A 26,218-nucleotide genomic window follows, 5' to 3' on the forward strand; every position below is an offset into this window, starting at 1 on the left:
GCGGTGTGTTCCTAGACAGCTCCACCACATCGGAGGTCTTCGCCATGTTCAAGACCCCGGGTCTGTCAACAACGCTCGTGATCAATACACCTAGGGCCTGGGCAGCACGTAGGGGCCGGTGCTTGTCAGCACCGGCCCCTACGGGTGTCGCCGTGACGCCTACGCGTCCTTGCTCAGGTTCGGCCCGGCACCGCCGGCCGCCTGCTCGATCGGCGGGACGTCGGGCAGCGCCGACTTCTCCTCACCCCGGAAGGTGAAGGTGGCGGTGTCGCCTTCGCCCTCGGTGTCCACGACCACGATGTGACCGGGGCGCAGCTCGCCGAAGAGGATCTTCTCCGAGAGCGTGTCCTCGATCTCGCGCTGGATGGTGCGGCGCAGCGGCCGGGCGCCCAGCACGGGGTCGTAGCCCTTCTTGGACAGCAGCTCCTTGGCGGACTGGGACAGCTCGATGCCCATGTCCCGGTCCTTCAGGCGCTCGTCCACCTTGCCGACCATCAGGTCGACGATCCGCAGGATGTCCGCCTGGGTCAGCTGCGGGAAGACGACCACGTCGTCGACGCGGTTGAGGAACTCGGGCCGGAAGTGCTGCTTCAGCTCGTCCGAGACCTTGTTCTTCATGCGCTCGTAGTTGGTCTTCGTGTCGCCCGAGGCCGCGAAGCCCAGGTTGAAGCCCTTGGAGATGTCCCGGGTGCCGAGGTTGGTCGTCATGATGATGACCGTGTTCTTGAAGTCCACGACCCGGCCCTGGGAGTCGGTCAGCCGACCGTCCTCCAGGATCTGCAGCAGCGAGTTGAAGATGTCCGGGTGGGCCTTCTCGACCTCGTCGAACAGGACCACGGAGAACGGCTTGCGGCGGACCTTCTCGGTCAGCTGGCCGCCCTCCTCGTAGCCCACGTAACCGGGGGGCGAGCCGAAGAGACGGGAGACCGTGTGCTTCTCGCTGAACTCCGACATGTCGAGGGAGATCAGCGCGTCCTCGTCACCGAAGAGGAACTCCGCCAGCGCCTTGGACAGCTCCGTCTTACCCACACCGGACGGGCCGGCGAAGATGAACGAGCCACCCGGACGCTTGGGGTCCTTCAGACCGGCGCGGGTACGGCGGATCGCCTTGGACAGCGCCTTGACGGCGTCGACCTGGCCGATGACCCGCTTGTGCAGCTCCTCCTCCATGCGGAGCAGGCGGCTGGACTCCTCCTCGGTCAGCTTGAAGACCGGGATGCCGGTGGCCGTGGCGAGGACCTCGGCGATCAGCTCGCCGTCGACCTCGGCGACGACGTCCATGTCGCCGGCCTTCCACTCCTTCTCCCGCTTGGCCTTGGCGGCCAGGAGCTGCTTCTCCTTGTCGCGCAGGGAGGCGGCCTTCTCGAAGTCCTGCGAGTCGATCGCGGACTCCTTGTCCCGGCGGACACCCGCGATCTTCTCGTCGAACTCGCGCAGGTCCGGCGGCGCGGTCATCCGGCGGATGCGCATCCGGGAACCGGCCTCGTCGATCAGGTCGATCGCCTTGTCCGGCAGGAAGCGGTCCGAGATGTACCGGTCGGCCAGGGTGGCGGCCTGGACCAGCGCCTCGTCCGTGATCGAGACGCGGTGGTGCGCCTCGTAGCGGTCGCGCAGGCCCTTGAGGATCTCGATCGTGTGCGGCAGGGACGGCTCCGCGACCTGGATGGGCTGGAAGCGGCGCTCCAGGGCCGCGTCCTTCTCCAGGTGCTTGCGGTACTCGTCCAGCGTGGTCGCGCCGATGGTCTGCAGCTCACCGCGGGCCAGCATCGGCTTCAGGATCGAGGCCGCGTCGATGGCGCCCTCGGCGGCACCCGCACCGACCAGCGTGTGCAGCTCGTCGATGAACAGGATGATGTCGCCGCGGGTGCGGATCTCCTTGAGCACCTTCTTCAGGCGCTCCTCGAAGTCACCGCGGTAGCGGGAACCGGCGACCAGGGCGCCGAGGTCCAGCGTGTAGAGGTGCTTGTCCTTGAGGGTCTCGGGCACCTCGCCCTTGACGATCGCCTGGGCGAGGCCCTCGACGACGGCGGTCTTGCCGACGCCGGGCTCACCGATCAGCACCGGGTTGTTCTTGGTACGGCGGGACAGCACCTGCATGACCCGCTCGATCTCCTTCTCGCGCCCGATGACCGGGTCGAGCTTGGACTCACGAGCGGCCTGGGTGAGGTTCCGGCCGAACTGGTCGAGGACCAGGGACGTCGAGGGGGTGCCCTCGGCAGGCCCGCCGGCGGTGGCGGTCTCCTTGCCCTGGTAACCGGAGAGCAGCTGGATCACCTGCTGCCGCACACGGTTCAGATCAGCGCCCAGCTTGACCAGGACCTGGGCGGCGACGCCCTCGCCCTCGCGGATCAGGCCGAGCAGGATGTGCTCCGTGCCGATGTAGTTGTGACCCAGCTGAAGGGCCTCGCGGAGCGACAGCTCCAGGACCTTCTTGGCACGGGGGGTGAAGGGAATGTGCCCGGACGGGGCCTGCTGGCCCTGGCCGATGATCTCCTCCACCTGCTGGCGGACCGCCTCGAGCGAAATCCCGAGGCTCTCAAGGGCCTTGGCGGCGACACCCTCACCCTCGTGGATCAGGCCCAGGAGGATGTGCTCGGTGCCGATGTAGTTGTGGTTGAGCATCCGGGCTTCTTCCTGAGCCAGGACGACAACCCGCCGCGCGCGGTCGGTGAACCTCTCGAACATCGTTAATCGCTCCTCAGAGCGGTCAGGCAGTGGGGGGAACTTCCCCTCCCTGTCCTTCCGCAGCTTAGTCCCGCAAGCGGGGACCGCTCATTCCAACTGCCGACACCGTCGATGGCCTCCTGACCCCGAACGCCGACATCTGCTCCAACCCGATGGTGCGAGACGATGTTCCCGCAGGCCAGGCAGTTACCCCACTCGCCAGTACGCCGATGGCGAACGTGAGACGGCCCGAACTGCGTGTCGCCCCCTCCCACTAGGGATGTCTTACCCGCACGCACGGACAGTCCATGCCGCGCGCACCGGTTCCCTCCGCTATGGGCGAACAACGTCGCGCCTCCCCGGACCCCCTTGCGCCCCCTGTTCCGGAACTGTGCGCAGGCACGGGAACACCCAGCGTAACCCGGGCGGTGCTCCGGCGGTTGCACGGGCATGGCTGGCACGGTCGACATGACCCCCTCGGTTCCCTTCCCCCGTCGGTCACCCGACCGGGACGCTCGCGGCGGTCCGGACGGCGGTCGCCCTCCGGCGGAGCCGGCGGACTGCGCCCGGCTCTTCTACGAGAACGTGCTGGGATGGCCGACCGTGCCCGGTTCGCCGCCCGGACTCGTCACGGGTGTGCGCTTCGACGTCCTGGAGGTGCCGGCCGAGGCGGGCGCCGGGGCGCTCAGGCACCTGGCGCCGGGCTCTCCGGTGGCCGTGCGGGGCGACCGGATGCTGCTGCTGGTGGCCGCGGGCAGCGCCGAGGAGCTGCCGGGACTGCTGGAATGGCTGGAGTGGGGCACGCTGGCCCTGGACCTGCGGGCCGTGGGCGCCGGGGGACACGTCGAGGCACCGGCCGCGCCCGGGCGGCCCGTCACCGGGGCCCGGCGGACCGGCGCCGGGCCGGTCACCGACGCCGTGCACCAGGGGGCCGCCGTATGGCTGCGGCCCCCCGAGCCGGGGTGCGAGGTCGAGGCCTCGCTGCCGACGCTGTCGGCGCTGGGAGGCACCACGAGCGCCCCCGACCTGGTACGGCTGGTGGACACGGTGGCCACGCGCTGCCACCGCATCCGGCTGCGGCGCGTACGCACCGGGCCGCCCGCCGCCGCGCGGAATCAGCCGTTGGCCTTCTCGTAGGCCTCGCGGATGGACGCCGGAACGCGGCCGCGGTCGTTGACCTCGAGGCCGTTCTCCTTGGCCCAGGCGCGGATCTGCGCGGTGTCCTGGCTGCCGCCGGAAGCGGCACGGACCTTTCCGCGCCCGCCCGAGGCGCGGCCTCCGGTGCGACGACCACCCTTGACATAAGGGTCGAGAAGGCTGCGCAGCTTGTCCGCATTGGCAGTCGTGAGATCGATCTCGTACGTCTTGCCGTCCAGCGCGAACGTCACGGTCTCGTCCGCCTCGCCGCCGTCGAGGTCGTCGACAAGAAGGACCTGAACCTTCTGTGCCACCGCATTTCCTTTCATCGATAACGTGAGGGCCGGGGGTCTGCGGCGTCCGCCGTTTCGCCGCCCCCTGTTATATGCAGTACTGCAGTACGCGGAAAGCAAACCGCTTTTGCGGGAAAAACACAAACCCCTGGGAGAGACTCAGGGGCCCGCCCCGGCCCGGAAACATGCGCGTTTCGGACATAGGCCACCCGTTCAATGACGATCACAGATGCAGAAGCATCCGGCTGTTGCCCAAGGTGTTCGGTTTCACTCGTTCGAGACCGAGGAACTCCGCGACGCCCTCGTCATAGGAACGCAACAGCTCCGCGTACACATCGGTGTCGACGGGCGTCTCACCGATCTCGACGAAGCCGTGCTTGCCGAAGAAGTCCACTTCGAAGGTCAGGCAGAAAACCCGGCGCACGCCCAGCCAGCGCGCGGTGTGCAGCAACTTCTCCAGCAACTGGTGGCCGACGCCGGCGCCCTGCAGGCCCGGCTTCACCGCGAGAGTGCGGACTTCTGCGAGGTCTTCCCACATGACGTGCAGTGCGCCGCAGCCCACCACCTCGGCGTTGTCGTCGCGTTCGGCGACCCAGAACTCCTGGATGTCCTCGTAAAGGGTGACCGTGGCTTTGTCGAGCAGGATGCGGCCGCGGACGTAGGTGTCGAGGAGGCGGCGCACGGCCGGGACATCGCCGGTCCTGGCCCGCCGGACGGTGATGGCTTTTGCGGAGACTTCGGTGCGCTCTGCGGACATGAGCGGACGCTATCGCCCGTCGCCGGTCCCGGGGGAGCCGGGGTTGTGCTGTTCGCCTTGCGCGGTTTCCGGCGGTGGGGGCTGGGCGGGTTCCGGGCCCTGGACGATGCGTACGGCGTCCCTGAGGGCCTGGCGCTGTTCGTCGCTCATCATCCCGAAGAAGGCGACGAGTGCGGCCGCCGGGTTGTCGCTCTGCGACCAGGCGTCGTTCATCAGGGCGGCGGCGTAGGCGGCCCGCGTCGAGACGGCCTCATATCGATAGGCCCGCCCTTCCGCCTCGCGGCGGACCCAGCCCTTCTGATGGAGATTGTCCAAAACGGTCATCACCGTGGTGTAGGCGATGGACCGTTCCCGCTGAAGGTCTTCCAGGACTTCTCGAACGGTCACCGGGCGGTTCCACTTCCACACCCGCGTCATGACCGCGTCTTCGAGTTCTCCCAATGGGCGAGGCACGCTCAGCACAATAGTGGGAGATCCGGTCAATGGCCTGCCGGACGGGCGGTTTCCGCGACAAACAGGAACAAAAAGGGCGTACGACCCGAAAGCGCAGGTGCGCGCGCGGGGTCGTACGCCACGGAGGACCGCGGGACCGGCAGGCGGTCAGCCCCCCGTTCGGGGGCGCCGCCGGTGCCGGACGCGGCAGGTCAGGCGGTGTCCTGGCCGGTGGAGGTCTGCCGGGTGCCCTCCGCGCGCGCGAGGACGGCGTCCACGGCGGCGTCCTCCTTGGTCTTGGCGGCACCGCCCTGGGATTTCACGATCACTCTCACCACGGCGATGAACAACGCGGCCATCACGATGGGGGGCACGAGCGCGGAGACGTAGTCCATGCCCTCAGGGTAGCCACGGCGGACCGGGCGAATGGGGCCGGGGTGGGCGAACCGCCCCCGTCGCCCCCCGGACGGCCGCTCTCAGCCCGCGGCCAGCTCCCGGGGCTCGCTGGGCGACTGCGGGGCGGGCTTGCCGCGGGGGAAGACCTCGCCGGGGGTGGGGATGGGGCGCTTGGGTGCGTCGGGTTCACCGCCGGGGCGGCCCGCGGGCTTGCCGGCGGGTTCCCGGGCCGGCTCGCGGGCGGGTTCGGCCCCGGGCCGCCGGGCCGGCTTGCCCGGCTCGGCCGCCGCCGCGCCGCCCGGCAGGGCCAGCAGCCGGGTGCGGCAGGCGGGCACGGCGGGCGCGGGGACCTTCCGGGCGCCCTGCGCGAAGCGTGCCCGCACGTCCCGCTCGGCGAGCCCCTGGCAGCGCTCCAGGAGCGCCGCGGCGGCGGGGCTGCCGCTCAGGGCCCCCAGGGCGGCCAGGTCGTCGGAGGTGGGGCGGTGCCCGGCGCCCAGCGCCTCTTCCAGGAGCGTGAGGTACCCCGCCGCGCTGCCCGGCAGGGCGGCGCGGTAGCGGGCGAGGTCGGCCACCAGGAAGGCGCGCAGCCGGACCCCCTCGCGCATCGCCTCGTCGAGCGAGCCGGCGAGCCGGAGACAGTCCTGGACGTCGTCGGCGGTGGCGGGGCCGGGGTGAAGGGCGAGGGCGAGGGCGCGGCGGAGCACACGCAGCTCCTCCACGCCGAACGCCATGCCGCCGCGGGATCCGTATGGCGTGGGCATGGGCCGACCGTACGCGCTAATCAGACAAACCCGGCACAGGAAGCGGGTGTGGCGCGGATGCGCCACCCGGCTGGACGCGAGGCCGCGGGGCTTCCAGGGCCGGTGAGGCCGGTCCCGGAAGCCGCGCGGCCCGGCTCACATGCGGGAGACGTTGCGCTCGTAGACCAGCCGCAGGCCGATGAGCGTCAGCCACGGCTCGTGCTCGTCGATCACCGAGGACTCGCCCAGCACCATCGGGGCGAGTCCGCCGGTCGCGATGACCGTCACCTCGTCGCGGTCCCCGGCCAGCTCCCGGGCCATCCGGCCCACCACGCCGTCGACCTGCCCGGCGAACCCGTACACGATGCCCGCCTGCATGGCCTCGACCGTGTTCTTGCCGATCACGCTGCGCGGCCGCGCCACCTCGATCTTGCGCAGCTGCGCACCCTTGACGCCGAGCGCCTCCACGGAGATCTCGATACCGGGGGCGATGACCCCGCCGACGTACTCCCCGCGCGCGGAGACCGCGTCGAAGGTGGTCGCCGTGCCGAAGTCCACGACGATCGCCGGGCCGCCGTACAGCTCGACGGCCGCGACCGCGTTGATGATCCGGTCGGCGCCGACCTCCTTGGGGTTGTCGGTGAGGATCGGCACGCCCGTCTTCACGCCCGGCTCGACCAGCACCGCGGGCACGTCGCCGTAGTAGCGCCGGGTGACCTCGCGCAGCTCGTGCAGCACCGAGGGGACGGTCGCGCAGATGGCGATGCCGTCGATGCCGTCGCCCAGCTCCTCGCCGAGCAGCGGGTGCATGCCCATCAGGCCCTGGAGCAGCACCGCCAGCTCGTCCGCCGTGCGGCGCGCGTCCGTGGAGATGCGCCAGTGCTCGACGATGTCCTCGCCGTCGAAGAGGCCGAGGACGGTGTGCGTGTTGCCGACGTCGATCGTGAGGAGCATGGCCGTTACTCCGCCTCGCGCAGGTCCAGGCCGATGTCCAGGATCGGCGCGGAGTGGGTGAGGGCACCGACGGCCAGGAAGTCGACACCGGTGTCCGCGTACGCCCGGGCGTTGTCCAGGGTCAGCCGGCCCGACGCCTCCAGCAGCGCCCGCCCGTGGACGACGGCGACGGCCTCCTCGCACTCCAGCGGCGTGAAGTTGTCCAGCAGGATCAGGTCGGCGCCCGCGTCGACGACCTCGCGCAGCTGGTGCAGGGTGTCGACCTCGACCTCGATCGGCAGGTCCGGGAACGCCTCCCGCACGGCCTTGAAGGCCTGGCCCACGCCGCCGGCGGCCACCACGTGGTTGTCCTTGACCAGGGCCGCGTCGGACAGCGACATGCGGTGGTTGACGCCGCCGCCGCAGCGCACGGCGAACTTCTCCAGCGACCGCAGGCCGGGCGTGGTCTTGCGGGTGTCGCGGACCTTCGTCTCGGTGCCCTCCAGGGCGTCCGCCCACGCGCGCGTGGCCGTCGCGATGCCGGACAGGCGGCACAGGAGGTTGAGCGCGCTGCGCTCGGCGGTCAGCAGGTCGCGGGTGCGGGTGGTGACCGACAGCAGCTTCTGCCCGGCCGCCACCCGGTCGCCGTCCTCCACGTGCCGCTCGACCTCGAACTCGTCGGTGGCGACCACGGACAGCACGGCCTCGGCGACCCGCAGGCCCGCCACCACGCCGGCCTCGCGCGCGGTGAAGTCGGCGGTGGCCACCGCCTCCTCGGGGATGGTCGCGACGGTCGTCACGTCCACGCCGTGGTCCAGGTCCTCCTGGATGGCGAGGTTGGCGATGTCCTCGACCTCGACGGGGTCGAGTCCGGCGTCGGCCAGGAGCTGGGCGAGCGCGGGGTCGAGCCCGCACTCCACGTATTCCTCGGCGCCCTCGTCGCCGTCCGCGCCGCAGGCGCAGCCGTCGCCGCAACCGCCGGACGGGGCGAGGGGAAGGTCGTCGGTGCTCACGTCTGTCACTGCTCCTGGGGGCGCTGGTCTTGCCGGGTAGGGGGGAAGTCTGCGGTGTCCGTGGTGCGTACGGCCAGCGAGCGGTCCGGATTCAGCCGTACGACGATGTGGCGCCGCCAGTGGGTGTCGTCGCGCTCGGCGCGGTCCTCGCGCCAGTGGCAGCCGCGGGTCTCCTCGCGCCGCTGCGCGGCGGCCACCAGGACACGGGCCACGCACAGCAGGTTGGTGGCCTCCCAGGTGTCGACACCCGGTTCGGCCGTCTTGCCGTTCTCCTCCAGGGCGCCGCGGGCCTCGGCGTGCAGCCGCTGGAGCTGCTCGGCCGCGGTGGCGAGGGAGTGCGCCGAGCGCAACACGCCCGCGCCCTCGGTCATGATCCGCTGGATGGCGAAGCGGGCCTCGGGGGCGAGCAGCGGGTGCGCGGGCTCCCCGGGCTGCGGGACCGGCGCGGGCACGCGTGCGTGCAGGCCGTCGCCCGCGTGGCCGGCGGCGATGTCCGCGGCGATGCGCTCGGCGTAGACCAGGCCCTCCAGCAGCGAGTTGGAGGCCAGCCGGTTGGCGCCGTGCACGCCGGTGCAGGCGACCTCGCCGCACGCGTACAGGCCGGGCACGGTGGTGCGGCCGTGGGCGTCGGTGCGGACGCCTCCGGAGGCGTAGTGCGCGGCCGGGGCGACCGGTACGGGCTCGGTCACCGGGTCGATGCCGTTGGCGCGGCAGGCGGCCAGGATGGTGGGGAAGCGGTGCTCCCACATCTCGGCGCCGAAGTGCCGGGCGTCGAGGTACATGTGGGCGGCGCCCTGCTCCTGCATCCGCCGCGTGATGCCCTTGGCGACGATGTCCCGGGGCGCCAGCTCGGCCAGTTCGTGCTGCCCCACCATGAAGCGCACGCCGTCGCCGTCGACCAGGTGGGCGCCCTCGCCGCGCACCGCCTCGGAGACCAGCGGCTGCTGGCCCTCGGCGTCGGCGCCGAGGAACAGCACGGTCGGGTGGAACTGGACGAACTCCAGGTCACTGACCTCCGCGCCCGCGCGCAGCGCCAAGGCGACGCCGTCACCGGTCGACACCGCCGGGTTGGTCGTGGCGGAGAACACCTGGCCCATGCCGCCGGTGGCGAGGACGACCGCCGGGGCGTGCACGGCGCCCACGCCGTCGTGCTGGCCCTCGCCCATGACGTGCAGGCTGATCCCGGCCGTCCGGCCGTCCGCATCCGTCAGCAGGTCCAGCACGAGCGCGTTCTCGATCGTGCGCAGCCCCCGCGTGCGTACCGCCTCCACGAGCGCCCGGGAGATCTCCGCGCCGGTGGCGTCGCCGCCGGCGTGCGCGATGCGGCGGCGGTGGTGGCCGCCCTCGCGGGTGAGTTCCAGGCCGCCTTCCGCGGACTCGTCGAAGTGGGCGCCCGTCTCGATGAGCCGCCGCACCGCGTCGGGTCCCTCGGTGACGAGGATCCGTACGGCCTCCTCGTCGCACAGGCCCACGCCCGCGACCAGGGTGTCGTCCAGGTGCTGCTCGGGGGTGTCGCCCTCGCCGAGGGCGGCCGCGATGCCGCCCTGCGCCCAGCGCGTGGAGCCGTCGTCGAGGCGGGCCTTGGTGACCACGACGGTGCTCAGGCCCGCGGCCTCGCAGCGCAGCGCCGCGGTCAGCCCGGCGACCCCGGAGCCGACGACCACCACGTCCGCCGAGATGGACCACCCGGGGGCGGGGGCGTGCAGTCGTATGCCTGTGCTGGTCACGAGGCGGCTCCGAAGGATCCGAAGGTGAGGGGGATGTTGTCGATCAGCCGGGTGGCGCCGACCCGGGCGGCGACGGCCAGGACGGCCTCCCCGGTGTGGTCGGGGCCGATCTCGGTGAAGTCGGACGGGTCGACCAGGGCGAGGTAGTCCAGCGTGAGCGGCGGGTCGAGGCGCAGCGCCTCGTCGAGGACCTGGCGGGCGGCCGCGCGGACGGCCGCGGGACCGCCGGGCGCCGCCTTGGCGACGGCGTGCGCGTCGGCCGCCGCTCGGGACTCGCCTATGGCGCTCAGCGCCTCGGCACGCGCGTGCGTGGCGGGCACCTCCAGCGCCCGCGCGCGCAGCGCCTCCTGCGCGGCGTGCCGGTCGCGGCCCGCGAACAGGGCCCGGGACAGCGCGAGGGCGGTACGGCGCTCGCGGGCGGAGAGGTAGCGGTTGCGGCTGGAGAGGGCCAGGCCGTCCTCCTCGCGCACGGTGGGCACGCCGACGATGTCGACGCCGAAGTTCAGGTCGCGCACCATGCGGCGGATCAGGGCCAGCTGCTGGGCGTCCTTCTGGCCGAAGAGGGCGGTGTCCGGGCGGGTGAGGTGCAGCAGCTTGGCGACGACGGTGAGCATCCCGTCGAAGTGACCGGGCCGGGAGGCGCCCTCGAGGCGCTCGCCCATGGGCCCCGCGGTGATCCGCACCTGCGGTGCGCCGCCCGGGTAGACCTCGTCCACGGAGGGTGCGAACACGGCGTCGGCGCCGGACTCCCCGGCGAGCTTCAGATCGGCGTCCAGGGTGCGCGGGTAGCGGTCGAGGTCCTCACCGGCGCCGAACTGGAGGGGGTTGACGAAGACGGTGACGACGACCTCGCCGCCGGGGCCGGCGATCTCGCGCGCCGAGCGGATCAGCGTGGCGTGGCCCTCGTGCAGGGCGCCCATCGTCATCACGACGGCCCGGCGGCCCTCCCGCACGCGCGCGTGCAGCTCGTCGGCGGTGCTCAGCAGGGCGGTGGTCATCGGCGGTCTCCGTTCCCGGGCACGCGCGTCACCGGGCGGCCCTCCTGCGAGGTGGTGGGGCCGGGCCGGTTCATCGGGCGTCCCCGGCGGCGCCGTCGGCCAGCACCCCGAGGAGGTCCTCGGCGAGTTCCGGCTTCAGCAGCCCGTGGGCCAGGGCGCGGTCGGCGGTCGCGCGGGCCATCGCCAGATAGCCCGCCACGGTCTGCGGGGCGTGCCGGCGCAACTCGGTGACGTGCGCGGCGACCGTGCCGGCGTCCCCGCGGGCGACGGGGCCGGTCAGGGCCGCGTCACCGGAGCGCAGGGCGTTGTCCAGGGCGGCGCCGAGCAGCGGGCCGAGCATCCGGTCGGGGGCCTCGACGCCGGCCGTGCGCAGCAGCTCCATGGACTGGGCGACCAGGGTCACCAGGTGGTTGGCGCCCAGGGCCAGGGCCGCGTGGTAGAGCGGGCGGTTCTCCTCGGCGATCCACTCCGGCTCGCCGCCCATCTCGATGACCAGGGCCTCGGCGGCCAGCCGCAGCTCCTCGGGCGCGGTGACGCCGAAGGAGCAGCCGGCCAGCCGCTGGACGTCGACGGGGGTGCCGGTGAAGGTCATCGCCGGGTGCAGGGCCAGCGGCAGCGCGCCCGCGCGCAGGGCGGGGTCGAGCACGCCGGCGCCGTACCGCCCGGAGGTGTGCACCAGCAGCTGCCCGGGCCGTACGGCACCGGTGTCGGCGAGGCCCTGGACGAGGCCGGGCAGGGCGTCGTCGGGGACGGTGAGGAGCACCAGGTCGGCGCGCTGGAGCACCTCGGCGGGCGGGACGAGCGGGACGTCCGGCAGCATCTGCTCGGCGCGCCGCCGGGAGGCGTCGGAGACGCCCGAGGCGGCCACCGGGCGGTGCCCGGCGAGCTGGAGGGACGCGGCGAGCGCGGGGCCCACCCGTCCGGCGCCGACGACGCCGACGGTGAGCCGCGCGGGGCGGTCCCTGAGGTCTGGCTGGTGGACTGTACTCACGCGACGGCGGCCTTCCCGTTCCAGTCCGCTCTGGGTACCGGACGATTTCTCGTCATGTTAACGCTATCGGGCGAGGGGCGGTGGTTCGTCCACAGGCTGTGGGTTTCTCCGGTGGAAATGCCGGTGCCGTCGGGCGCGGGCGCACGGCATGATCCCCGCATGAGCGATACGGCGGATCAGGCGACGCAGCACACGGCCGGACGGGCGACGGAACCGGCCGGACCGGCGCGACCGGCAGGAGGGGGTGGCGGGCGGCCGGCGCCGCTCGAGCTGCGCGAGCGGCGGCTGGCCGCGTTCCGGCAGGCCCGGCGCACGCTGTCCCGCGGCGGCGCCCGGGGCACCATCCGCGAGCGGCTGGAGCTGCTGCTGGAGGCGGGGCCGGAGGTGTACGACCTGGACGACCAGGCGGACGCCTACGGCGACCGGATCGTGTCCGCCCTGGAGGAGCGCGTCGCGGCGCTGCTGGGCACCGAGGCCGCCGTCTTCTTCCCGACCGGCACGATGGCCCAGCAGGTGGCGCTGCGCTGCTGGGCGGCCCGCACCGGGAACCCCACGGTGGCCCTGCACCCCCTCGCCCACCCCGAGGTGCACGAACGCAACGCCTTCAGCCGGGTCAGCGGCCTGCGCCCGGTGCACGTGACGAGTGAACCCCGGCTGCCCACGGCCCAGGAGATACGCGACTTCGAGGAGCCCTTCGGGGCGCTGATGCTGGAACTGCCCCTCCGGGACGCCGGGTTCGTCCTGCCCACCTGGGAGGAGCTGACCGCGGTCGTCGCGGCCGCGCGGGACCGGGACGCCGTGGTGCACTTCGACGGCGCGCGCCTGTGGGAGTCCACCGTCCACTTCGGCCGCCCCCTGGACGAGATCGCGGCCCTGGCGGACAGCGTGTACGTCTCGTTCTACAAGTCCCTCGCCGGTCTCGGCGGCGCCGTGCTCGCCGGGCCGCGGACCCTGGTGGAGGAGGCCAGGACCTGGCGCCACCGCTACGGCGGCATGGTCTACCAGCAGTTCCCCACGGCCCTGTCGGCGCTCGTCGGGCTGGAGCGCGAACTGCCCCGGCTGCCCGCCTACGTGCGGCACGCTCGCGTGGTGGCCGCCGCGCTGCGGGAGGGGTTCGCCGGGGCGGGCGTGGCGTGGGCGCGCGTGCACCCCGGGCAGCCGCACACCCACGAGTTCCAGGTCTGGCTGCCGTACGACCCCGACGTGCTCGCGGAGGCCGCGCTGCGCCAGGCCGAGGAGACGGGCACGCTGCTGTTCGCCGGGGGCTGGCAGCGGAGCGGTCCCGGCCTGGCCGTCACCGAGGTGTCCGTGCGCGGCGCCGGCCTGGAGTGGACGGCCGGCGACGTGCGGGACGCCGTCGGGGAGTTCGTGGCACGGCTGCCCACAGAGGCCGGGCCGCCCGCAGGGGGCTGACCGGACCGGCGGGCGGCGGTGTCACCGCGGGGGCCCGGTCTCAGCCGTGCCCGCCCGCCCGCACCAGGCCGGTCTCGTAGGCCAGCACCACCACCTGCACCCGGTCGCGCAGGCCGAGCTTGGTCAGGATGCGGCCGACGTGGGTCTTCACCGTCGCCTCGGACAGCACCAGGCGGGCCGCGATCTCCCCGTTGGACAGGCCCTGGGCGACCAGCATCATGACCTCGCGCTCGCGCTCGGTGAGGCGTTCCAGCTCCTTGTGCCGGGGCTCGCCGCCGGTGGCGGGCAGCATCGGCGCGAAGCGGTTCAGCAGCCGGCGCGTGGTGGAGGGCGCGACGACGGCGTCGCCGCTGTGCACCGAGCGGATGGCGGCCAGCAGGTCGCCGGGCGGCACGTCCTTGAGCATGAAGCCGGAGGCGCCCGCCTTCAGCCCCGAGAAGGCGTACTCGTCGAGGTCGAAGGTGGTCAGGATCAGCACCTTGGGCGGCTCGGGCTCCAGGCAGATGCGGCGGGTGGCCTCCACACCGTCCAGTTTCGGCATGCGCACGTCCATCAGGATCACGTCGACCGCCGTCGCGCGCAGCACCTGGAGGGCCTCCACGCCGTCGCCCGCCTCCGCGACGACCTCCATGTCCGGCTGGGCGGCGAGCACCATCCGGAACCCGGTGCGCAGCAGCACCTGGTCGTCGACGAGCATCACGCGGATCGGCATCGGTCCTCTTCCATTCGAGCTACGGGTGTCAGTCGCTGTACAGGGGTCAACGAGGGGATGTACAGGTGTCAACGGGGGGCGTGCGCGGGCATCAGTGCGCCGCTTTGAGCGGGAGCAGCGCGCTGATGCGGAATCCTCCGCCCGGACGCGGTCCCGCGTCCAGGGTGCCGCCGACCATGCCGACCCGCTCGCGCATGCCGATCAGGCCGTGCCCGCAGCCGTCGGCGCCGCCCTCCTCGTACAGCTCGTGCGGGGCGCCCTTGCCGTCGTCCTCCACGAGCAGGCCGAGCCCGTCGTCGAAGTACACCAGCCGGACGCTCGCCCCCGCGTTCGGGCCGCCGTGCTTGCGGGTGTTGGTCAGCGCCTCCTGCACGATGCGGTAGGCGGTCAGCTCGACACCGCTGGGCAGCGGCCGGGGGGTGCCCTCGACCTTGAAGTCGACCGGGAGACCGGAGCTGCGGCACTGCTCGACCAGGTCGTCGATCTGCTCGACGTCGGGCTGCGGCACGTACTCGCCGCCCTCCTGGTGCTCCCCGGTGCGCAGCACGCCCAGCAGGCGGCGCATCTCGGCGAGGGCCTGGCGGCCGGTGGAGGAGATCGTCTCCAGGGCCTTGCGCGCCTGGTCGGGCGCGGAGTCCAGGACGTAGGCGGCGCCGTCGGCCTGCACCACCATGACCGACACGTTGTGCGCGACCACGTCGTGCAGCTCGCGCGCGATACGGGCCCGCTCGGCGGCCACCGCCACCTTGGACTGCGCCTCGCGCTCCTTCTCCAGGCGCGTGGCGCGCTCCTCCAGCTGCGCGAAGTAGGCGCGGCGGGTGCGCATGGAGTCGCCGAGCACCCAGGCGAGGGCGAACGGCACCGTCTGGAACACCGCTATGGCGATGTTCCCCAGCAGGCTCGACTCGTGGGCCGGCCAGCGGATCTGGGCCAGGGTGGCCGCGCACAGGCCGGTGGCCAGGGCCAGCCGGGACGCCCAGCGCGCGCCGACCGCGGCGACCGTGTAGGTGATCACCAGCAGGGCGAAGTCGGCTACGGTCGTCCCGACGTCCAGCACCAGCTGGGCCAGCCCGGTCACGAGGGCCAGCACCAGCATCTGCTCGGGGAGCCGGCGGCGCAGCGCCACGACGGCGCTGAGGACGGCGGAGACGGCCAGGGCGGCCGGGACCGAGCCGTGGTGGTCCGGCGCCCCGTTGACGCTCGTCACGCTCACGCAGGAGAGCCCGAGCAGGACGACGGCCCAGAAGACGTCGACCCCGGTCGGGTGTCTGCGGAGGAAGTCATAGAGGCGCTGCACGTAACCCAGCGTAGGGACGCGCGATGCGTGCAGGGGTCAACCGGAGGGCCGATCCGGGTCCGGCCCGTGTACTCCGCAAGGTGGAGGCCGTGATCACCGGTTCCCCTACGCTGGCCGGGTGGCGCACACGACGACGGACGGCACGGGGCGGGGCTGGCGGGCGGCGGCGCAGGACGCCCTGTACGGGCCGCGCGGCTTCTACCGGCGGCCCGAGGGCCCGGCGGGGCACTTCCGCACGTCGGTGCACGCCTCGCCGCTGTTCGCCGGCGCCGTGGCCCGGCTGCTGTGCCGGGTCGACGAGGCGCTGGGGCGGCCCGCGGTGCTGGACTTCGTCGACATGGCGGCGGGGCGCGGCGAGCTGGTCACCGGCGTGCTCGCCGCGCTGCCCGCCTCCGTGGCCACCCGTACGCGGGCGTACGCCGTGGAGCTCGCCGGCCGCCCCGAGCGCCTGGACCCGCGGATCGCCTGGCTGGACGCGCCCCCCGCGGACATCACCGGGCTGCTGTTCGCCAACGAGTGGCTGGACAACGTGCCGGTCGACGTCGCCGAGGTCGACTCCGCGGGCGTGCCCCGGCTGGTGCTCGTCGGGGACGACGGCAGCGAACGGCTCGGGGAGGCTGTGACGGGGGCGGCGGCGCGGTGGCTGGCCCGGTGGTGGCCGCTGCCGCCCGAGGAGGGCCTGCGCGCGGAGATCGGGCTGCCCCGGGACACGGCGTGGGCGTCGGCGGTGTCGAGCGTGGCACGGGGGCTCGCGGTGGCCGTGGACTACGCCCACACCGCGGACGCGCGCCCGCCGTTCGGGACGCTCACCGGCTTCCGGGAGGGCCGCGAGACGGCGCCCGTGCCGGACGGGTCCTGCGACATCACGGCGCACGTCGCCCTGGACGCCTGCGCGGCGCTGCCCCCGCCGCCCGGGACCGGGACCGGCGGTGCCCTGCTGCTGCCGCAGCGCGAGGCGCTGCGGCGCCTGGGCGTCGAGGGCACGCGCCCCCCGCTCGCCCTGGCCTCCACCGACCCCTCGGCCTACGTCCGCGCCCTCGCCGGCGCCGGGGAGGCCGCCGAGCTGACGGCGGCGGGCGGCCTCGGCGACTTCGGCTGGCTGCTGCGGCCCGTCGGGATCGCCCAGCCGCTGGGGTGACCCCGGGGGCCTCCCGGCCGGCCCGTGGGCCCTACTTGTCGATGTCCCCGACCACGAAGAACATCGACCCCAGGATCGCCACCATGTCCGCCACCAGCGTCCCCGGGAGCAGCTCGGTCAGCGCCTGGATGTTGTTGTACGACGCCGAGCGCAGCTTCAGCCGGTACGGCGTCTTGTCGCCCTTGCTGACCAGGTAGTAGCCGTTGATGCCGAGCGGGTTCTCGGTCCACGCGTAGGTGTGTCCCTCGGGCGCCTTCAGCACCTTCGGCAGCCGCTGGTTGATCGGCCCCGGCGGCAGGTCCGCCAGCCGGTCGAGGGCGGCGTCGGCGAGGTCCAGGGCGTTGTGGGTCTGCTCCAGGAGGCACTCGAAGCGGGCCAGGCAGTCGCCCTCGCCGCGGGTGACCACCTTCAGGACGTCCCCCAGCTCCGCGTAGCCGAGGTAGGGCTCGTCGCGCCGCAGGTCGAGGTCGACGCCCGAGGCACGCGCGATGGGCCCGCTCACCCCGTAGGCGTGCACGGCCGCCGCGGTGAGTACCCCGACACCCCGCGTGCGTCCCCGGAAGATCTCGTTGCCCAGGACCAGGTCGTCGAAGACGTCCATGCGGGAGCGCACGGCGGCGACGGCCGCACGCGCGCGGCCGGTCCATCCGGCCGGCAGGTCCTCCTTGAGGCCGCCGACGCGGTTGAACATGTAGTGCATGCGCCCGCCGGAGACCTCCTCCATGACGTTCTGGAGCACCTCGCGCTCCCGGAACGCGTAGAACACCGGGGTGATCCCGCCCAGCTCCAGGGGGTAGGACCCCAGGAACATCAGGTGGTTGAGCACCCGGTTCAGCTCGGCGAGCAGCGTGCGCGTCCACACCGCGCGCGGGGGGACCTCCATGCCGAGCATCCGCTCCACGGCGAGGACCACGCCCAGCTCGTTGGAGAACGCCGACAGCCAGTCGTGGCGGTTGGCGAGCATGATGATCTGCCGGTAGTCACGCGCCTCGAACAGCTTCTCCGCGCCCCGGTGCATGTACCCGATGACCGGTTCCGCGTGCACGATGCGCTCACCGTCCAGCACGAGCCGCAGCCGCAGCACACCGTGCGTGGACGGGTGCTGGGGCCCGATGTTGAGCACCATGTCGGTGCTCTCGGTGGCACCGCCGATCCCGACCGTGGTCTCCGTCGTAGGCGTCATGGCCCCAGTCTCCCCTACGTACGCTGGCCCCATGGATACGGGGAGCCCGGCGGTCGCCGGGACGAGGGGGACCCAGCCGGAGCCGCAGTGGCGGGGGCTGCCGCCCGCACTGCTGCGGATGCGCCGGCTGCTGCTGGTGGCGTGGGCGGGGGCCGCCGCCCTGGCCGTGGGAGTGCCGCTGTGGCTGCTGACGGGGCCCGCGTGGGCCGCCTTCGCGCTGCTGCCGCCGGCCGCGGCCGTGTGGTGCTGGCGCCTGCTGGGCCGCAACTGGCGTTCCTGGCGGTACGCCGAGCGCGCCGACGACCTGCTGATCAGCCGCGGGGTGCTGTGGCGGGAGGAGACCGTGGTGCCGTACGGGCGGATGCAGCTGGTGGAGGTGACCTCGGGGCCGGTGGAACGGTACTTCGGGCTGGCCCGGGTGCAACTGCACACGGCGGCCGCCGCGAGCGACGCCACCATCCCGGGCCTGGACCCCGCCGAGGCGGAACGGCTGCGCGACCGGCTCACCGAGCTGGGCGAGGCCCGGTCGGCGGGCCTGTGAGCGCCCGGGACGCCACCGAGGGGGCGGGGCGGGACGAGGCGCCCGCCGAGGGGGCGGGGCGGGACGGGGCGGCCGTCCGGGCCGCGGAGCGCCGGCTGCACCCGGTGACGCCGTTGCGGCGGGCGTGGGCACCGGTCGCCGTCCTCGTCGGCTGGGCGGTGCACGACCCGGCCCAGGCCCAGGAGCAGCTGGCGCGGCTCACCACGGCCGTGCTGCTGGGCGGGCTCGCCGTGCTGCTCCCGGTGGCCGCCCTCTACGGCTTCCTGTCCTGGTGGTTCACCCGGTTCTCGGTCACCGGCACCGAACTGCGCATCCGCACCGGTCTGCTGTTCCGGCGCACCGCCCACATCCGGCTGGAGCGCATCCAGGCGATCGACGTCACGCGTCCCCTCCTCGCGCGCGTGGCGGGCGTCGCCAAGCTGCGCATCGACGTCGTCGGCACGGACAAGAAGGACGAACTGGCCTTCCTGGGCGAGCAGGACGCGCGGGCCCTGCGCGCGGAGCTGCTCGCGCGCGCCGCCGGGTTCGCGCCCGAGACGGCGCACGAGGTCGGTGAGGCGCCCTCCCGCGAGCTGCTGCGGGTGCCCCCGCGCGAGCTGGCGGTCGCCCTGGCGCTGACCGGTGCCACCTGGGGCTCACTGACCGCCGCGCTGGTCGTGCCGCCCCTGCTGTGGCTCGCCACCCACAGCGTGTGGACCGTCCTCGCCGCCGGACTGCCGCTGCTGACCGCGGCCGTGGCGAGCAGCGCGGGACGGTTCGTCGCCGAGTACGACTGGACGGTGGGCGAGTCCCCGGACGGTCTGCGCATCGACCGCGGGCTGCTGGACCGGGCGCACGAGACGGTGCCGCCGGGCCGGGTGCAGGCCGTGCGGCTCGTGGAGCCGCTGCTGTGGCGGCGCAGGTCCCCGCGCGCGGGGAGGCCGGAAGGCGGGGCGGGCCGGGTGCGGGTGGAACTCGACGTGGCCGGCTCCGACAACTCCGTGCTGCTGCCGGTGGCACCGCGCGCGGTCGCCGAGCCGCTCCTCGCGCGCGTGCTGCCGGGCGTCGGCGTGCCGCCGGTGCTGGCGCGGCCGCCCCGGCGGGCCTGGCGGTGCCTGCCGCTGTGGTGGCGCGGCCACGGGTTCGCGGCCACGGACACCGTGTTCGCCGTCCGGCACGGTCTGCTGGGCCGCAGTCTGTCCCTGGTCCCGCATGCCAAGGTGCAGAGCGTGCGGCTCACCCAGGGGCCCTGGCAGCGCCTGTGGCGGCTCGCCGACGTCCACGTGGACACGGGGGCCGGCCGGACCGTCACGGCCCGCCTGCGGGACGCCGAGGAGGCCGTGCGGCTGCTGCACGCCCAGGCGGAGCGCTCCCGCACCGGCCGCCGCGACGCCCGCCCGGACCGCTGGATGGCCTGAGCCCGCGGGCGAGGCGTCCGCGTCCCTGGGGACTGCCCTCTTGAGGGTCCGTCAGGAGGCGGCGGCGCCGCGCAGGCGCTGCACGTCGATCTGCTCGGTCTCGTCATGGGCCGTCAGGTCGATGACCTGGCCCACCGCGCGCGACTCCGCGTCCGCGGGCTTGAACCCGGCCTCGGACTCGGCCTTGTGCAGCGCGAGCGCCTCCTGGCCGACCACGTCCGCCAGGTCCTCGTTCTGCACGGCGTCCAGCGCCCCGGCGGTGGCGTCCTGCTGTGTCCCGAAGAAGTCGAACCCGCCCTCGGCGGCCGGGCGCCGCACCGGCGCGGCGGCCGGTACGACGGCCACCGCGGTCGGCACCGTGAAGTGTCCCGCGGGCTGCTGCCCGGCCGGCTTGGCGGGCGGTGTCGTGGCGGCGGCCGCGCGCGTGTGCTCGCCGGCCGCCTCGGACTGCCCCTGCGCCTCGTCCTCCGGCGCGGCCCCGTCGGCCGTGCCCCTCACCCGGTCGTCCCGGTCCGCTCCTTTGGCGGCCGGCTCCCCGGCCCCCTCGGCGGAGTCACCGGCGGAGTCGCCGGCGGCGGAAGCCGCCGCGCCGGCCCCGGCCGCCGGGCCGCCGTCGAACCGGGCCAGGGCCAGCTGGGCGCGCAGGAACAGCTTCGACCCGGCCGGGGAGAACACCCCGGCCGCCCGCGGCTCGTCGTCGCCACCGGACGCCTCGGGCGCCGCCGTCGCGGCCGGTTCCTCCGCCTTGGCGTCCTCCGCCTTGGCGTCCTTGACCTTGGCGTCCTCGGCCTGGGCGTCCTTCGCCGCCGTGCCCACCGCCGCCGTGCCCGTGGCCGGCACGGGCATCAGCTCGCGCGGCCCCGGCACGGCCGCCTCGATCTCCAGCAGCCGGCGCCCCTCCAGGGCGCTGGCCCGCTCGGTCTCCGCCGTGGCGTACCGCCGCAGCAGCGCCGCGTGTTCGTTGCGCAGCCCGGCCAGTTCCGCGCGCTTGGCGCGCAGCCGCTGCTCGAGCTTGCCGCGCAGCTCGCGCGACTCCTCGAGGTCGGTCTCCAGCTCGGCGACCCGTTCCTCGAACCGCCACTCGTCGCCGGCCCGCGCGCGCGTGAGTTCGGCGACCCGCTTGCCGGCCTGCACGTCCCAGCGGCGCATCACGACCGCGCCGAGGACCGCCGTCGCCGCGGCGGCCGCCGCCAGCGTGCGCAGCGCGGCGGTCCCGGAGAACACCCAGGGGCCCAGCGCGCAGACCAGGGAGACCCCGGCGATGGCCGAAGGGGGCAACAGCCTGTGCAGCGGCGGGGAATGGCGGTGGCGTCCACGTGGCATGGCCAGAAACTTACCGCGAGTAGGCGTTTCATGGGCCCCCGCACCGCAAAAACACAGCCATCCCGAGACGTTCGCGCCACTCGGGACAGCCCTGCGGGGGCGGCCGGGTGTCACCGGTGGCTGAGCCGGCCGCTCAGCCACTGCAGCGCCGCCGGGATCTCCCGCCGCCACGTGGTGAAGTTGTGCCCGCCGCTGTCCAGGACGATGGACGAGATCCGGGTCGTGCCCGTGGCCTTCACCCGCCCGACGAACTTCCGCAGGTCGCCGTAGCCGGCCTCCCCGGTCCTGCTGCCGGCGACGAGCAGCGAGGTGTCGGGCGCGGGCGCGTGCGCCAGGCACCACCACAGGTCGGCGCGGTCGCGCAGGTTCCGGTCGCCGTGGAAGAGGTCACCGGTCGTGGGGTCGCTCGCCGCCCGGTAGTACGGCGACAGGCCGGCGCCCGCGGCGTACACCCCGGGGTGGTGCATGGCGAGCTTCAGCGCGCAGTAGCCGCCGGTGGAGTCGCCGATGACGCCCCAGCCGCCGGGTGCGGCCCCCACCCGGTAGTGGGCCAGCACGGCCTCCGGGAGGTCCTCGGCGAGGAACGTCTCCGTGCGCGGCCCTCCGGGGACGTCCACGCACTCGGTGTCGCGCGGCGGCGCCACCGTGGGCCGCAGCATCACCAGGACCATCGGCTGCATCCGCCCGTCCCCGGCCAGCCGCCGGGCCGTCCCCGGGTAGCCCAGCTTGTCCACCAGCGCCCGCGCGGTTCCCGGGTAGCCGGTCAGCACGACGGCCACGGGGAACGTACGCGTGCGGTAGCGCGGCTGGACGTACTCCGGCGGAAGGTAGACGTACGCGGGTGCGGTGAGGCGGGTGGTGCGGCCCGTGACGGCCACCGTGTGGAGCTGCCCGGCCGTGCCCGGCGCCGCACCGCCCGCGCCGCGCACCGGGGCCGTGGACAGCACCCGCAGGGGCCCGCCGGCGCCGGCGCCCGTGTGGTCGACGACCACCCCCTGGCCGGTCTCCCGGCCGAACAGGTCCGCCCAGCTCGCGTAGAAGCCGAAGGCCTGGTTGAGGGCGAGCCCCAGGCAGCCGCAGAGCGCCAGCTGGGTGGCGAGCAGCAGGCCGACGCGCCCGCCGACGGCCCGCCGGCTGCGGGGGGCGAGCAGCGGCCACCACCGGACCGTGCCGGCGAACAGCAGGACGGCGCACGCGACCGCCGCGGCCAGCACCTTGTCGCTCGTGAGACCCATGGGCCGTCTTCCTGCCTGCGCTCTGCGCCCGCGGACCGTCCACGCGCCACCGCGCGGACTTGCCCCGTGCTTTCCCGGGCCTTTGACCCGGCTTTCCGAAGGGCAGTGAACCTCCGTCCCCGGGACACCGTCCTAGAGGGCGCAATGTCGCCGGATGCCCGAATCGGGCACCGGGATCACGGTCTCTCGCGGAACCACGGGATGCGATGCCAGTCAGGATAGATGGGGAAATATCGGGCACGGTTGTGGACCGGCCGGGCGCGGCGCGGCGGGCCCTGCGCGCTCCGCGCCCCGAGGCCGTCCCCACCCTGGTCGGCCGGGCGAGCGCCCTGGTGGGTGCCCTCGACATCGCCGCGGGCGTCTTCCCGCGCTTCCGCCACAGCCGTATGCACACCATGGCCGAGGTGCTGCCCGGCGCGCTCGGCCCGTTCGCCGCGGCCCTCTCGCTCAGCACCGGGGTGCTGCTGCTGCTGCTCGCGCACGGGCTGAAACGGCACAAGCGCCGGGCGTGGCGGGCCGCGGTCGCGCTGCTGCCGGCCGGCGCGCTGGCGCAGTTCGCGTACCGCCACTCGGTCCTCGGGATGCTCATCTCGGTCGCCCTGCTGGTGCCCCTGCTGCGCCACCGCAACGAGTTCGCCGCCCTGCCCGACCCCCGCAGCCGCTGGCGGGCGCTCGCCAACTTCGTCCTGATGAGCGCGGGTTCCCTCGCCCTCGGGCTGGTCGTCGTCAGCGTCCACCCCGGGCGCACCGTCGGCGACCCGAGCGTGGCCGACCGTCTCACGCACGTCGTCTACGGCCTGTTCGGCTTCGAGGGCCCGGTGGACTACCAGGGCTCCACCTCCTGGACCGTGGCCTGCTCCCTCGGCGCCCTGGGCCTGCTCACCGCCGTCACCACCGCCTACTTCGCCCTGCGCCCCGAACACCCCGCCGCGCGGCTGACGCAGGAGGACGAGACCCGGCTGCGGGCCCTGCTGGAGCGGCACGGCGGCCGCGACTCCCTCGGCCACTTCGCGCTCCGGCGCGACAAGGCGGTCGTCTTCTCCCCCAGCGGCAAGGCCGCGGTCACCTACCGCGTCGTCTCCGGCGTGATGCTCGCCAGCGGCGACCCCATCGGGGACGTCGAGGCCTGGCCCGGCGCCATCGAGCGCTTCATGGACGAGGCCAAGGCCCACTCCTGGACCCCCGCCGTCATGGGCTGCTCCGAGACGGGCGGCGAGGTGTGGACCCGGGAGACCGGCCTGGACGCCCTCGAACTGGGCGACGAGGCGGTGGTGGACGTCGCGGATTTCTCGCTCGCCGGACGCGCGATGCGCAATGTGCGCCAGATGGTCAAGCGCATCGAGCGGTCCGGCTACGAGACCCGGGTCCGGCGCGTCCGTGACATCGGCGACACCGAACTGGACCGGCTGCGCCGCGCGGCGGAGGCCTGGCGCGGCACCGACACCGAGCGCGGCTTCTCCATGGCACTGGGCCGCATCGGCGACCCCGCCGACGGCGACTGCCTGATCGCGACCGCCCACCGGGTCGACGCGGTGGCGCACGACGCCGCCGGCCGGGCGGTGCCGGGAGACGGCCGGGACGGCGACCGGCCCGGCGAGTTCGGCGACCTGAAGGCGATCCTGCACTTCGTCCCCTGGGGGGCGGACGGCGTCTCCCTGGACCTGATGCGCCGCGACCGCTCGGCCGACCCGGGCATGAACGAACTGCTGATCGTCGCCGCCCTCCAGGCCGCCCCGCGGCTCGGCGTCGCCCGGATCTCGCTGAACTTCGCGATGTTCCGCGCCGCCCTCGCGCGCGGGGAGAAGATCGGCGCCGGGCCGGTGCTGCGCGCCTGGCGGGGACTGCTCGTCTTCCTGTCCCGCTGGTTCCAGATCGAGTCGCTGTACCGGTTCAACGCCAAGTTCCAGCCCCGGTGGGAACCGCGCTTCGTCGTCTACCGGGCCCCCGGCGACCTGCCCCGGATCGGCTTCGCCGCCCTCCAGGCCGAGGGCTTCCTCGATCTCGCCCTGACCCTGCCGCGCTTCCTGCGCCGCCGCGCGGCCCCGGCGCGCGCCTGCGCCCACCGGCTCACCGAACGGGATGCCCGCGCCGCGTAGGTCCCGGGCGGGCTGCGCGGGGCGCCGGCGGCCCCGGGCGGGCTGCGCGGGACGCGGGCGGCCCCGGACCGGCTCCCCGGCCACCGGGCATGATCCGCTCCGCCCTGGGGCCTACGCTGAACGTATGAGCAACCACAGCGGGCGCGGCCTGGTGGCAGGCCTTCCGGCATGGGACCGGTGCGCGGTCATGGGTGTCGTGAACGTCACCCCCGACTCCTTCTCCGACGGCGGCCGCTGGTTCGACACGACGGCCGCCGTCAAGCACGGCCTGGAACTGGTCGCCGAGGGCGCCGACCTGGTCGACGTCGGCGGCGAGTCCACCCGTCCGGGCGCCACCCGCGTCGACGAGGCCGAGGAACTGCGCCGGGTCGTCCCGGTGGTCCGCGGCCTCGCTTCCGAGGGCGTCGTCGTCTCCGTCGACACCATGCGCGCCTCCGTCGCCGCCCGGGCCCTCGCGGCCGGTGCCGTCCTCGTCAACGACGTCAGCGGCGGCCTGGCCGACCCCGCGATGATCCCGGTGGTGGCCGAGGCGGGCGTCCCCTTCGTGGTCATGCACTGGCGCGGCTTCCTGCGCGGCGGCGCCGTGCAGGGCGTGTACGAGGACGTCGTCGCGGAAGTCGTCGAGGAACTGCACGCGCGCGTGGAGGCCGTCCTCGCCGGCGGCGTCGCCCCCGACCGCGTCGTCGTCGACCCCGGCCTCGGCTTCTCCAAGGGCGCCGAGCACGACCTCGCCCTGCTCGCCCACCTCGACCGTCTGCGCGCCCTGGGCCACCCGCTGCTCGTCGCCGCCTCCCGCAAGCGCTTCCTCGGCCGCGTCCTCGCCGGACCGGAGGGCGCGCCCCCGCCCGCGCGGGAGCGCGACGCCGCCACGGCCGCCGTCTCCGCCCTCGCCGCGCACGCCGGGGCGTGGGCGGTCCGCGTGCACGAGGTGCGCGCGACCGCCGACGCGGTACGCGTCGCCCGCGCCGTGGAAGGGGCGCGCGGCGCCGGCCGAGCGCCGGGCGCCGACGACACGCGCCCCGTGCACGCCTCAGGACACGCACCCGGCGCCGGCGGCATCTCCCCGGCGCAGCCCTCGTCCCGCACGCCCGGCGCGGAAGGAACCCGGTGAGCGCCCCCCATACGGACGTCGAGCAGGTCGAGGCCGCCAACACCGCCTTCTACGAGGCGCTGGAGCAGGGCGACTTCGAGGAACTGTCCGACCTGTGGCTCACGCCCTCCGACGTCGGCGTCGACGAGGAGTACCACGACCCGGCGGACACCGGCGTGATCTCCTGCGTGCACCCCGGCTGGCCGGTGCTCACCGGCCGCGGCGAGGTCCTGCGGTCGTACGCCCTGATCATGGCGAACACCGACTACATCCAGTTCTTCCTCACCGACGTGCACGTCTCCGTCACCGGTGACACCGCCCTGGTGACCTGCACGGAGAACATCCTCAGCGGCGGGCCGGCCCCGGAGGGCGGCGAGGAGCTGGGCCCGCTGATCGGCCAGCTCGTCGTCGCCACCAACGTCTTCCGCCGCACCGCCTCCGGCTGGAAACTCTGGGCGCACCACGCCTCACCCGTCCTGGCCGAGAGCGACGACGACGCCGACGAGGCGGAGGGCGGCGAGGGAGCGGGCGGGGTGAACGGCGTCGACCCGGACGACCAGCCGCCCCTGTGAACGCACGGCCGGGCCGGCCGCGACCGGGACGTGGTTGGACTCACCATGTCGCGGGTAAATGCGGCTACCAACCGGTGAGCCGCCGGGTTCCCCGGGGAAAACGCGTCACGAACCCGCCTGGGGCGGGCCGGACCCGCACC

The 26,218-nt window shown here is 74.1% G+C and carries 24 protein-coding genes; 8 read left to right on the top strand and 16 right to left on the bottom strand.

Annotation, left to right across the window (positions count from 1 at the left end):
* Nucleotides 1-159: 159 nt before the first annotated feature.
* Complete coding sequence (locus tag ACZ6CZ_RS29195; RefSeq protein WP_469027081.1) at nucleotides 160-2,685, bottom strand: ATP-dependent Clp protease ATP-binding subunit; 2,526 nt, start codon at nucleotides 2,683-2,685, stop codon at nucleotides 160-162.
* 429 nt (nucleotides 2,686-3,114) lie between these two features.
* On the opposite strand from ACZ6CZ_RS29195, the gene ACZ6CZ_RS29200 reads away from it, so the two are divergent.
* Nucleotides 3,115-3,801, top strand: a complete 687-nt coding sequence (locus ACZ6CZ_RS29200; protein ID WP_469027084.1) for an SCO3374 family protein — start codon at nucleotides 3,115-3,117, stop codon at nucleotides 3,799-3,801.
* Here the strand turns inward: ACZ6CZ_RS29200 and ACZ6CZ_RS29205 are convergent.
* From ACZ6CZ_RS29205 to ACZ6CZ_RS29250, 10 genes are all read right to left on the bottom strand, one after another.
* Nucleotides 3,780-4,115, bottom strand: coding sequence for a histone-like nucleoid-structuring protein Lsr2 (locus ACZ6CZ_RS29205; RefSeq protein ID WP_469027086.1), 336 nt, complete (start codon nucleotides 4,113-4,115; stop codon nucleotides 3,780-3,782). The genes ACZ6CZ_RS29200 and ACZ6CZ_RS29205 overlap by 22 nt on opposite strands.
* Before the next feature lie 202 nt (nucleotides 4,116-4,317).
* The gene (locus ACZ6CZ_RS29210) at nucleotides 4,318-4,851 is read right to left on the bottom strand and encodes an amino-acid N-acetyltransferase (RefSeq protein ID WP_469027089.1); all 534 of its coding nucleotides are present in this window, start codon (nucleotides 4,849-4,851) and stop codon (nucleotides 4,318-4,320) included.
* A 9-nt stretch (nucleotides 4,852-4,860) separates the two neighbouring features.
* Nucleotides 4,861-5,304 (bottom strand): BlaI/MecI/CopY family transcriptional regulator, encoded by a 444-nt coding sequence (locus ACZ6CZ_RS29215; RefSeq protein ID WP_469027091.1) that lies wholly within the window; start codon nucleotides 5,302-5,304, stop codon nucleotides 4,861-4,863.
* Between the two features lie 191 nt (nucleotides 5,305-5,495).
* Nucleotides 5,496-5,678: a hypothetical protein gene (locus tag ACZ6CZ_RS29220; protein WP_469027094.1), complete on the bottom strand. Its 183-nt coding sequence runs from the start codon at nucleotides 5,676-5,678 to the stop codon at nucleotides 5,496-5,498.
* Nucleotides 5,679-5,759: 81 nt separating this feature from the next.
* On the bottom strand, nucleotides 5,760-6,410 hold the full coding sequence (locus ACZ6CZ_RS29225) for a hypothetical protein (protein WP_469027286.1): 651 nt from the start codon (nucleotides 6,408-6,410) through the stop codon (nucleotides 5,760-5,762).
* Between the two features lie 165 nt (nucleotides 6,411-6,575).
* The gene (locus tag ACZ6CZ_RS29230; RefSeq protein ID WP_469027096.1) at nucleotides 6,576-7,373 is read right to left on the bottom strand and encodes a type III pantothenate kinase; all 798 of its coding nucleotides are present in this window, start codon (nucleotides 7,371-7,373) and stop codon (nucleotides 6,576-6,578) included.
* A 5-nt stretch (nucleotides 7,374-7,378) separates the two neighbouring features.
* Nucleotides 7,379-8,365, bottom strand: a complete 987-nt coding sequence (gene nadC, locus ACZ6CZ_RS29235; RefSeq protein ID WP_469027098.1) for a carboxylating nicotinate-nucleotide diphosphorylase — start codon at nucleotides 8,363-8,365, stop codon at nucleotides 7,379-7,381.
* A gap of 5 nt (nucleotides 8,366-8,370) precedes the next feature.
* On the bottom strand, nucleotides 8,371-10,092 hold the full coding sequence (locus ACZ6CZ_RS29240) for an L-aspartate oxidase (protein WP_469027101.1): 1,722 nt from the start codon (nucleotides 10,090-10,092) through the stop codon (nucleotides 8,371-8,373).
* The gene (gene panC / locus ACZ6CZ_RS29245; protein WP_469027103.1) at nucleotides 10,089-11,090 is read right to left on the bottom strand and encodes a pantoate--beta-alanine ligase; all 1,002 of its coding nucleotides are present in this window, start codon (nucleotides 11,088-11,090) and stop codon (nucleotides 10,089-10,091) included. Before panC ends, ACZ6CZ_RS29240 begins: the two co-directional genes overlap by 4 nt.
* A gap of 70 nt (nucleotides 11,091-11,160) precedes the next feature.
* Nucleotides 11,161-12,081: a Rossmann-like and DUF2520 domain-containing protein gene (locus tag ACZ6CZ_RS29250; RefSeq protein WP_469027105.1), complete on the bottom strand. Its 921-nt coding sequence runs from the start codon at nucleotides 12,079-12,081 to the stop codon at nucleotides 11,161-11,163.
* 159 nt (nucleotides 12,082-12,240) lie between these two features.
* Between ACZ6CZ_RS29250 and ACZ6CZ_RS29255 the strand changes: the two genes are divergently transcribed.
* On the top strand, nucleotides 12,241-13,494 hold the full coding sequence (locus ACZ6CZ_RS29255; protein ID WP_469027107.1) for a threonine aldolase family protein: 1,254 nt from the start codon (nucleotides 12,241-12,243) through the stop codon (nucleotides 13,492-13,494).
* A gap of 40 nt (nucleotides 13,495-13,534) precedes the next feature.
* Here the strand turns inward: ACZ6CZ_RS29255 and ACZ6CZ_RS29260 are convergent, their stop codons facing one another.
* Nucleotides 13,535-14,206, bottom strand: a complete 672-nt coding sequence (locus tag ACZ6CZ_RS29260) for a response regulator (RefSeq protein ID WP_469027109.1) — start codon at nucleotides 14,204-14,206, stop codon at nucleotides 13,535-13,537.
* A 91-nt stretch (nucleotides 14,207-14,297) separates the two neighbouring features.
* Nucleotides 14,298-15,503 carry a sensor histidine kinase gene (locus tag ACZ6CZ_RS29265; RefSeq protein WP_469027112.1) on the bottom strand — a complete coding sequence of 402 codons (1,206 nt, stop codon included), beginning with the start codon at nucleotides 15,501-15,503 and terminating at the stop codon, nucleotides 14,298-14,300.
* Nucleotides 15,504-15,621: 118 nt separating this feature from the next.
* On the opposite strand from ACZ6CZ_RS29265, the gene ACZ6CZ_RS29270 reads away from it, so the two are divergent.
* Nucleotides 15,622-16,641 (top strand): SAM-dependent methyltransferase, encoded by a 1,020-nt coding sequence (locus tag ACZ6CZ_RS29270; RefSeq protein ID WP_469027113.1) that lies wholly within the window; start codon nucleotides 15,622-15,624, stop codon nucleotides 16,639-16,641.
* 31 nt (nucleotides 16,642-16,672) lie between these two features.
* Here ACZ6CZ_RS29270 and ACZ6CZ_RS29275 read toward each other — a convergent pair whose 3' ends face one another.
* The gene (locus tag ACZ6CZ_RS29275; RefSeq protein ID WP_469027115.1) at nucleotides 16,673-17,824 is read right to left on the bottom strand and encodes an NADH-quinone oxidoreductase subunit D; all 1,152 of its coding nucleotides are present in this window, start codon (nucleotides 17,822-17,824) and stop codon (nucleotides 16,673-16,675) included.
* A gap of 31 nt (nucleotides 17,825-17,855) precedes the next feature.
* Here ACZ6CZ_RS29275 and ACZ6CZ_RS29280 point away from each other — a divergent pair, with 31 nt between their 5' ends.
* Nucleotides 17,856-18,365 carry a PH domain-containing protein gene (locus tag ACZ6CZ_RS29280; RefSeq protein WP_469027118.1) on the top strand — a complete coding sequence of 170 codons (510 nt, stop codon included), beginning with the start codon at nucleotides 17,856-17,858 and terminating at the stop codon, nucleotides 18,363-18,365.
* Nucleotides 18,362-19,762 carry a PH domain-containing protein gene (locus ACZ6CZ_RS29285; RefSeq protein ID WP_469027120.1) on the top strand — a complete coding sequence of 467 codons (1,401 nt, stop codon included), beginning with the start codon at nucleotides 18,362-18,364 and terminating at the stop codon, nucleotides 19,760-19,762. Before ACZ6CZ_RS29280 ends, ACZ6CZ_RS29285 begins: the two co-directional genes overlap by 4 nt.
* Before the next feature lie 51 nt (nucleotides 19,763-19,813).
* On the opposite strand, the gene ACZ6CZ_RS29290 is transcribed toward ACZ6CZ_RS29285, so the two are convergent.
* Together ACZ6CZ_RS29290 and ACZ6CZ_RS29295 are read right to left on the bottom strand one after the other, a co-directional pair.
* Nucleotides 19,814-21,085 (bottom strand): hypothetical protein, encoded by a 1,272-nt coding sequence (locus ACZ6CZ_RS29290; RefSeq protein WP_469027122.1) that lies wholly within the window; start codon nucleotides 21,083-21,085, stop codon nucleotides 19,814-19,816.
* A gap of 110 nt (nucleotides 21,086-21,195) precedes the next feature.
* Nucleotides 21,196-22,320: an alpha/beta hydrolase gene (locus ACZ6CZ_RS29295; RefSeq protein ID WP_469027125.1), complete on the bottom strand. Its 1,125-nt coding sequence runs from the start codon at nucleotides 22,318-22,320 to the stop codon at nucleotides 21,196-21,198.
* A gap of 206 nt (nucleotides 22,321-22,526) precedes the next feature.
* On the opposite strand from ACZ6CZ_RS29295, the gene ACZ6CZ_RS29300 reads away from it, so the two are divergent.
* From ACZ6CZ_RS29300 to ACZ6CZ_RS29310, 3 genes are all read left to right on the top strand, one after another.
* Nucleotides 22,527-24,416 carry a phosphatidylglycerol lysyltransferase domain-containing protein gene (locus ACZ6CZ_RS29300; protein ID WP_469027127.1) on the top strand — a complete coding sequence of 630 codons (1,890 nt, stop codon included), beginning with the start codon at nucleotides 22,527-22,529 and terminating at the stop codon, nucleotides 24,414-24,416.
* A 124-nt stretch (nucleotides 24,417-24,540) separates the two neighbouring features.
* Nucleotides 24,541-25,527 (top strand): dihydropteroate synthase, encoded by a 987-nt coding sequence (gene folP / locus ACZ6CZ_RS29305; protein WP_469027129.1) that lies wholly within the window; start codon nucleotides 24,541-24,543, stop codon nucleotides 25,525-25,527.
* Nucleotides 25,524-26,078: a nuclear transport factor 2 family protein gene (locus ACZ6CZ_RS29310; protein ID WP_469027132.1), complete on the top strand. Its 555-nt coding sequence runs from the start codon at nucleotides 25,524-25,526 to the stop codon at nucleotides 26,076-26,078. The genes folP and ACZ6CZ_RS29310 overlap by 4 nt, the downstream gene beginning before the upstream one ends.
* Nucleotides 26,079-26,218: the final 140 nt, after the last annotated feature.

This window comes from Streptomyces sp. NPDC041135 (assembly GCF_055592085.1).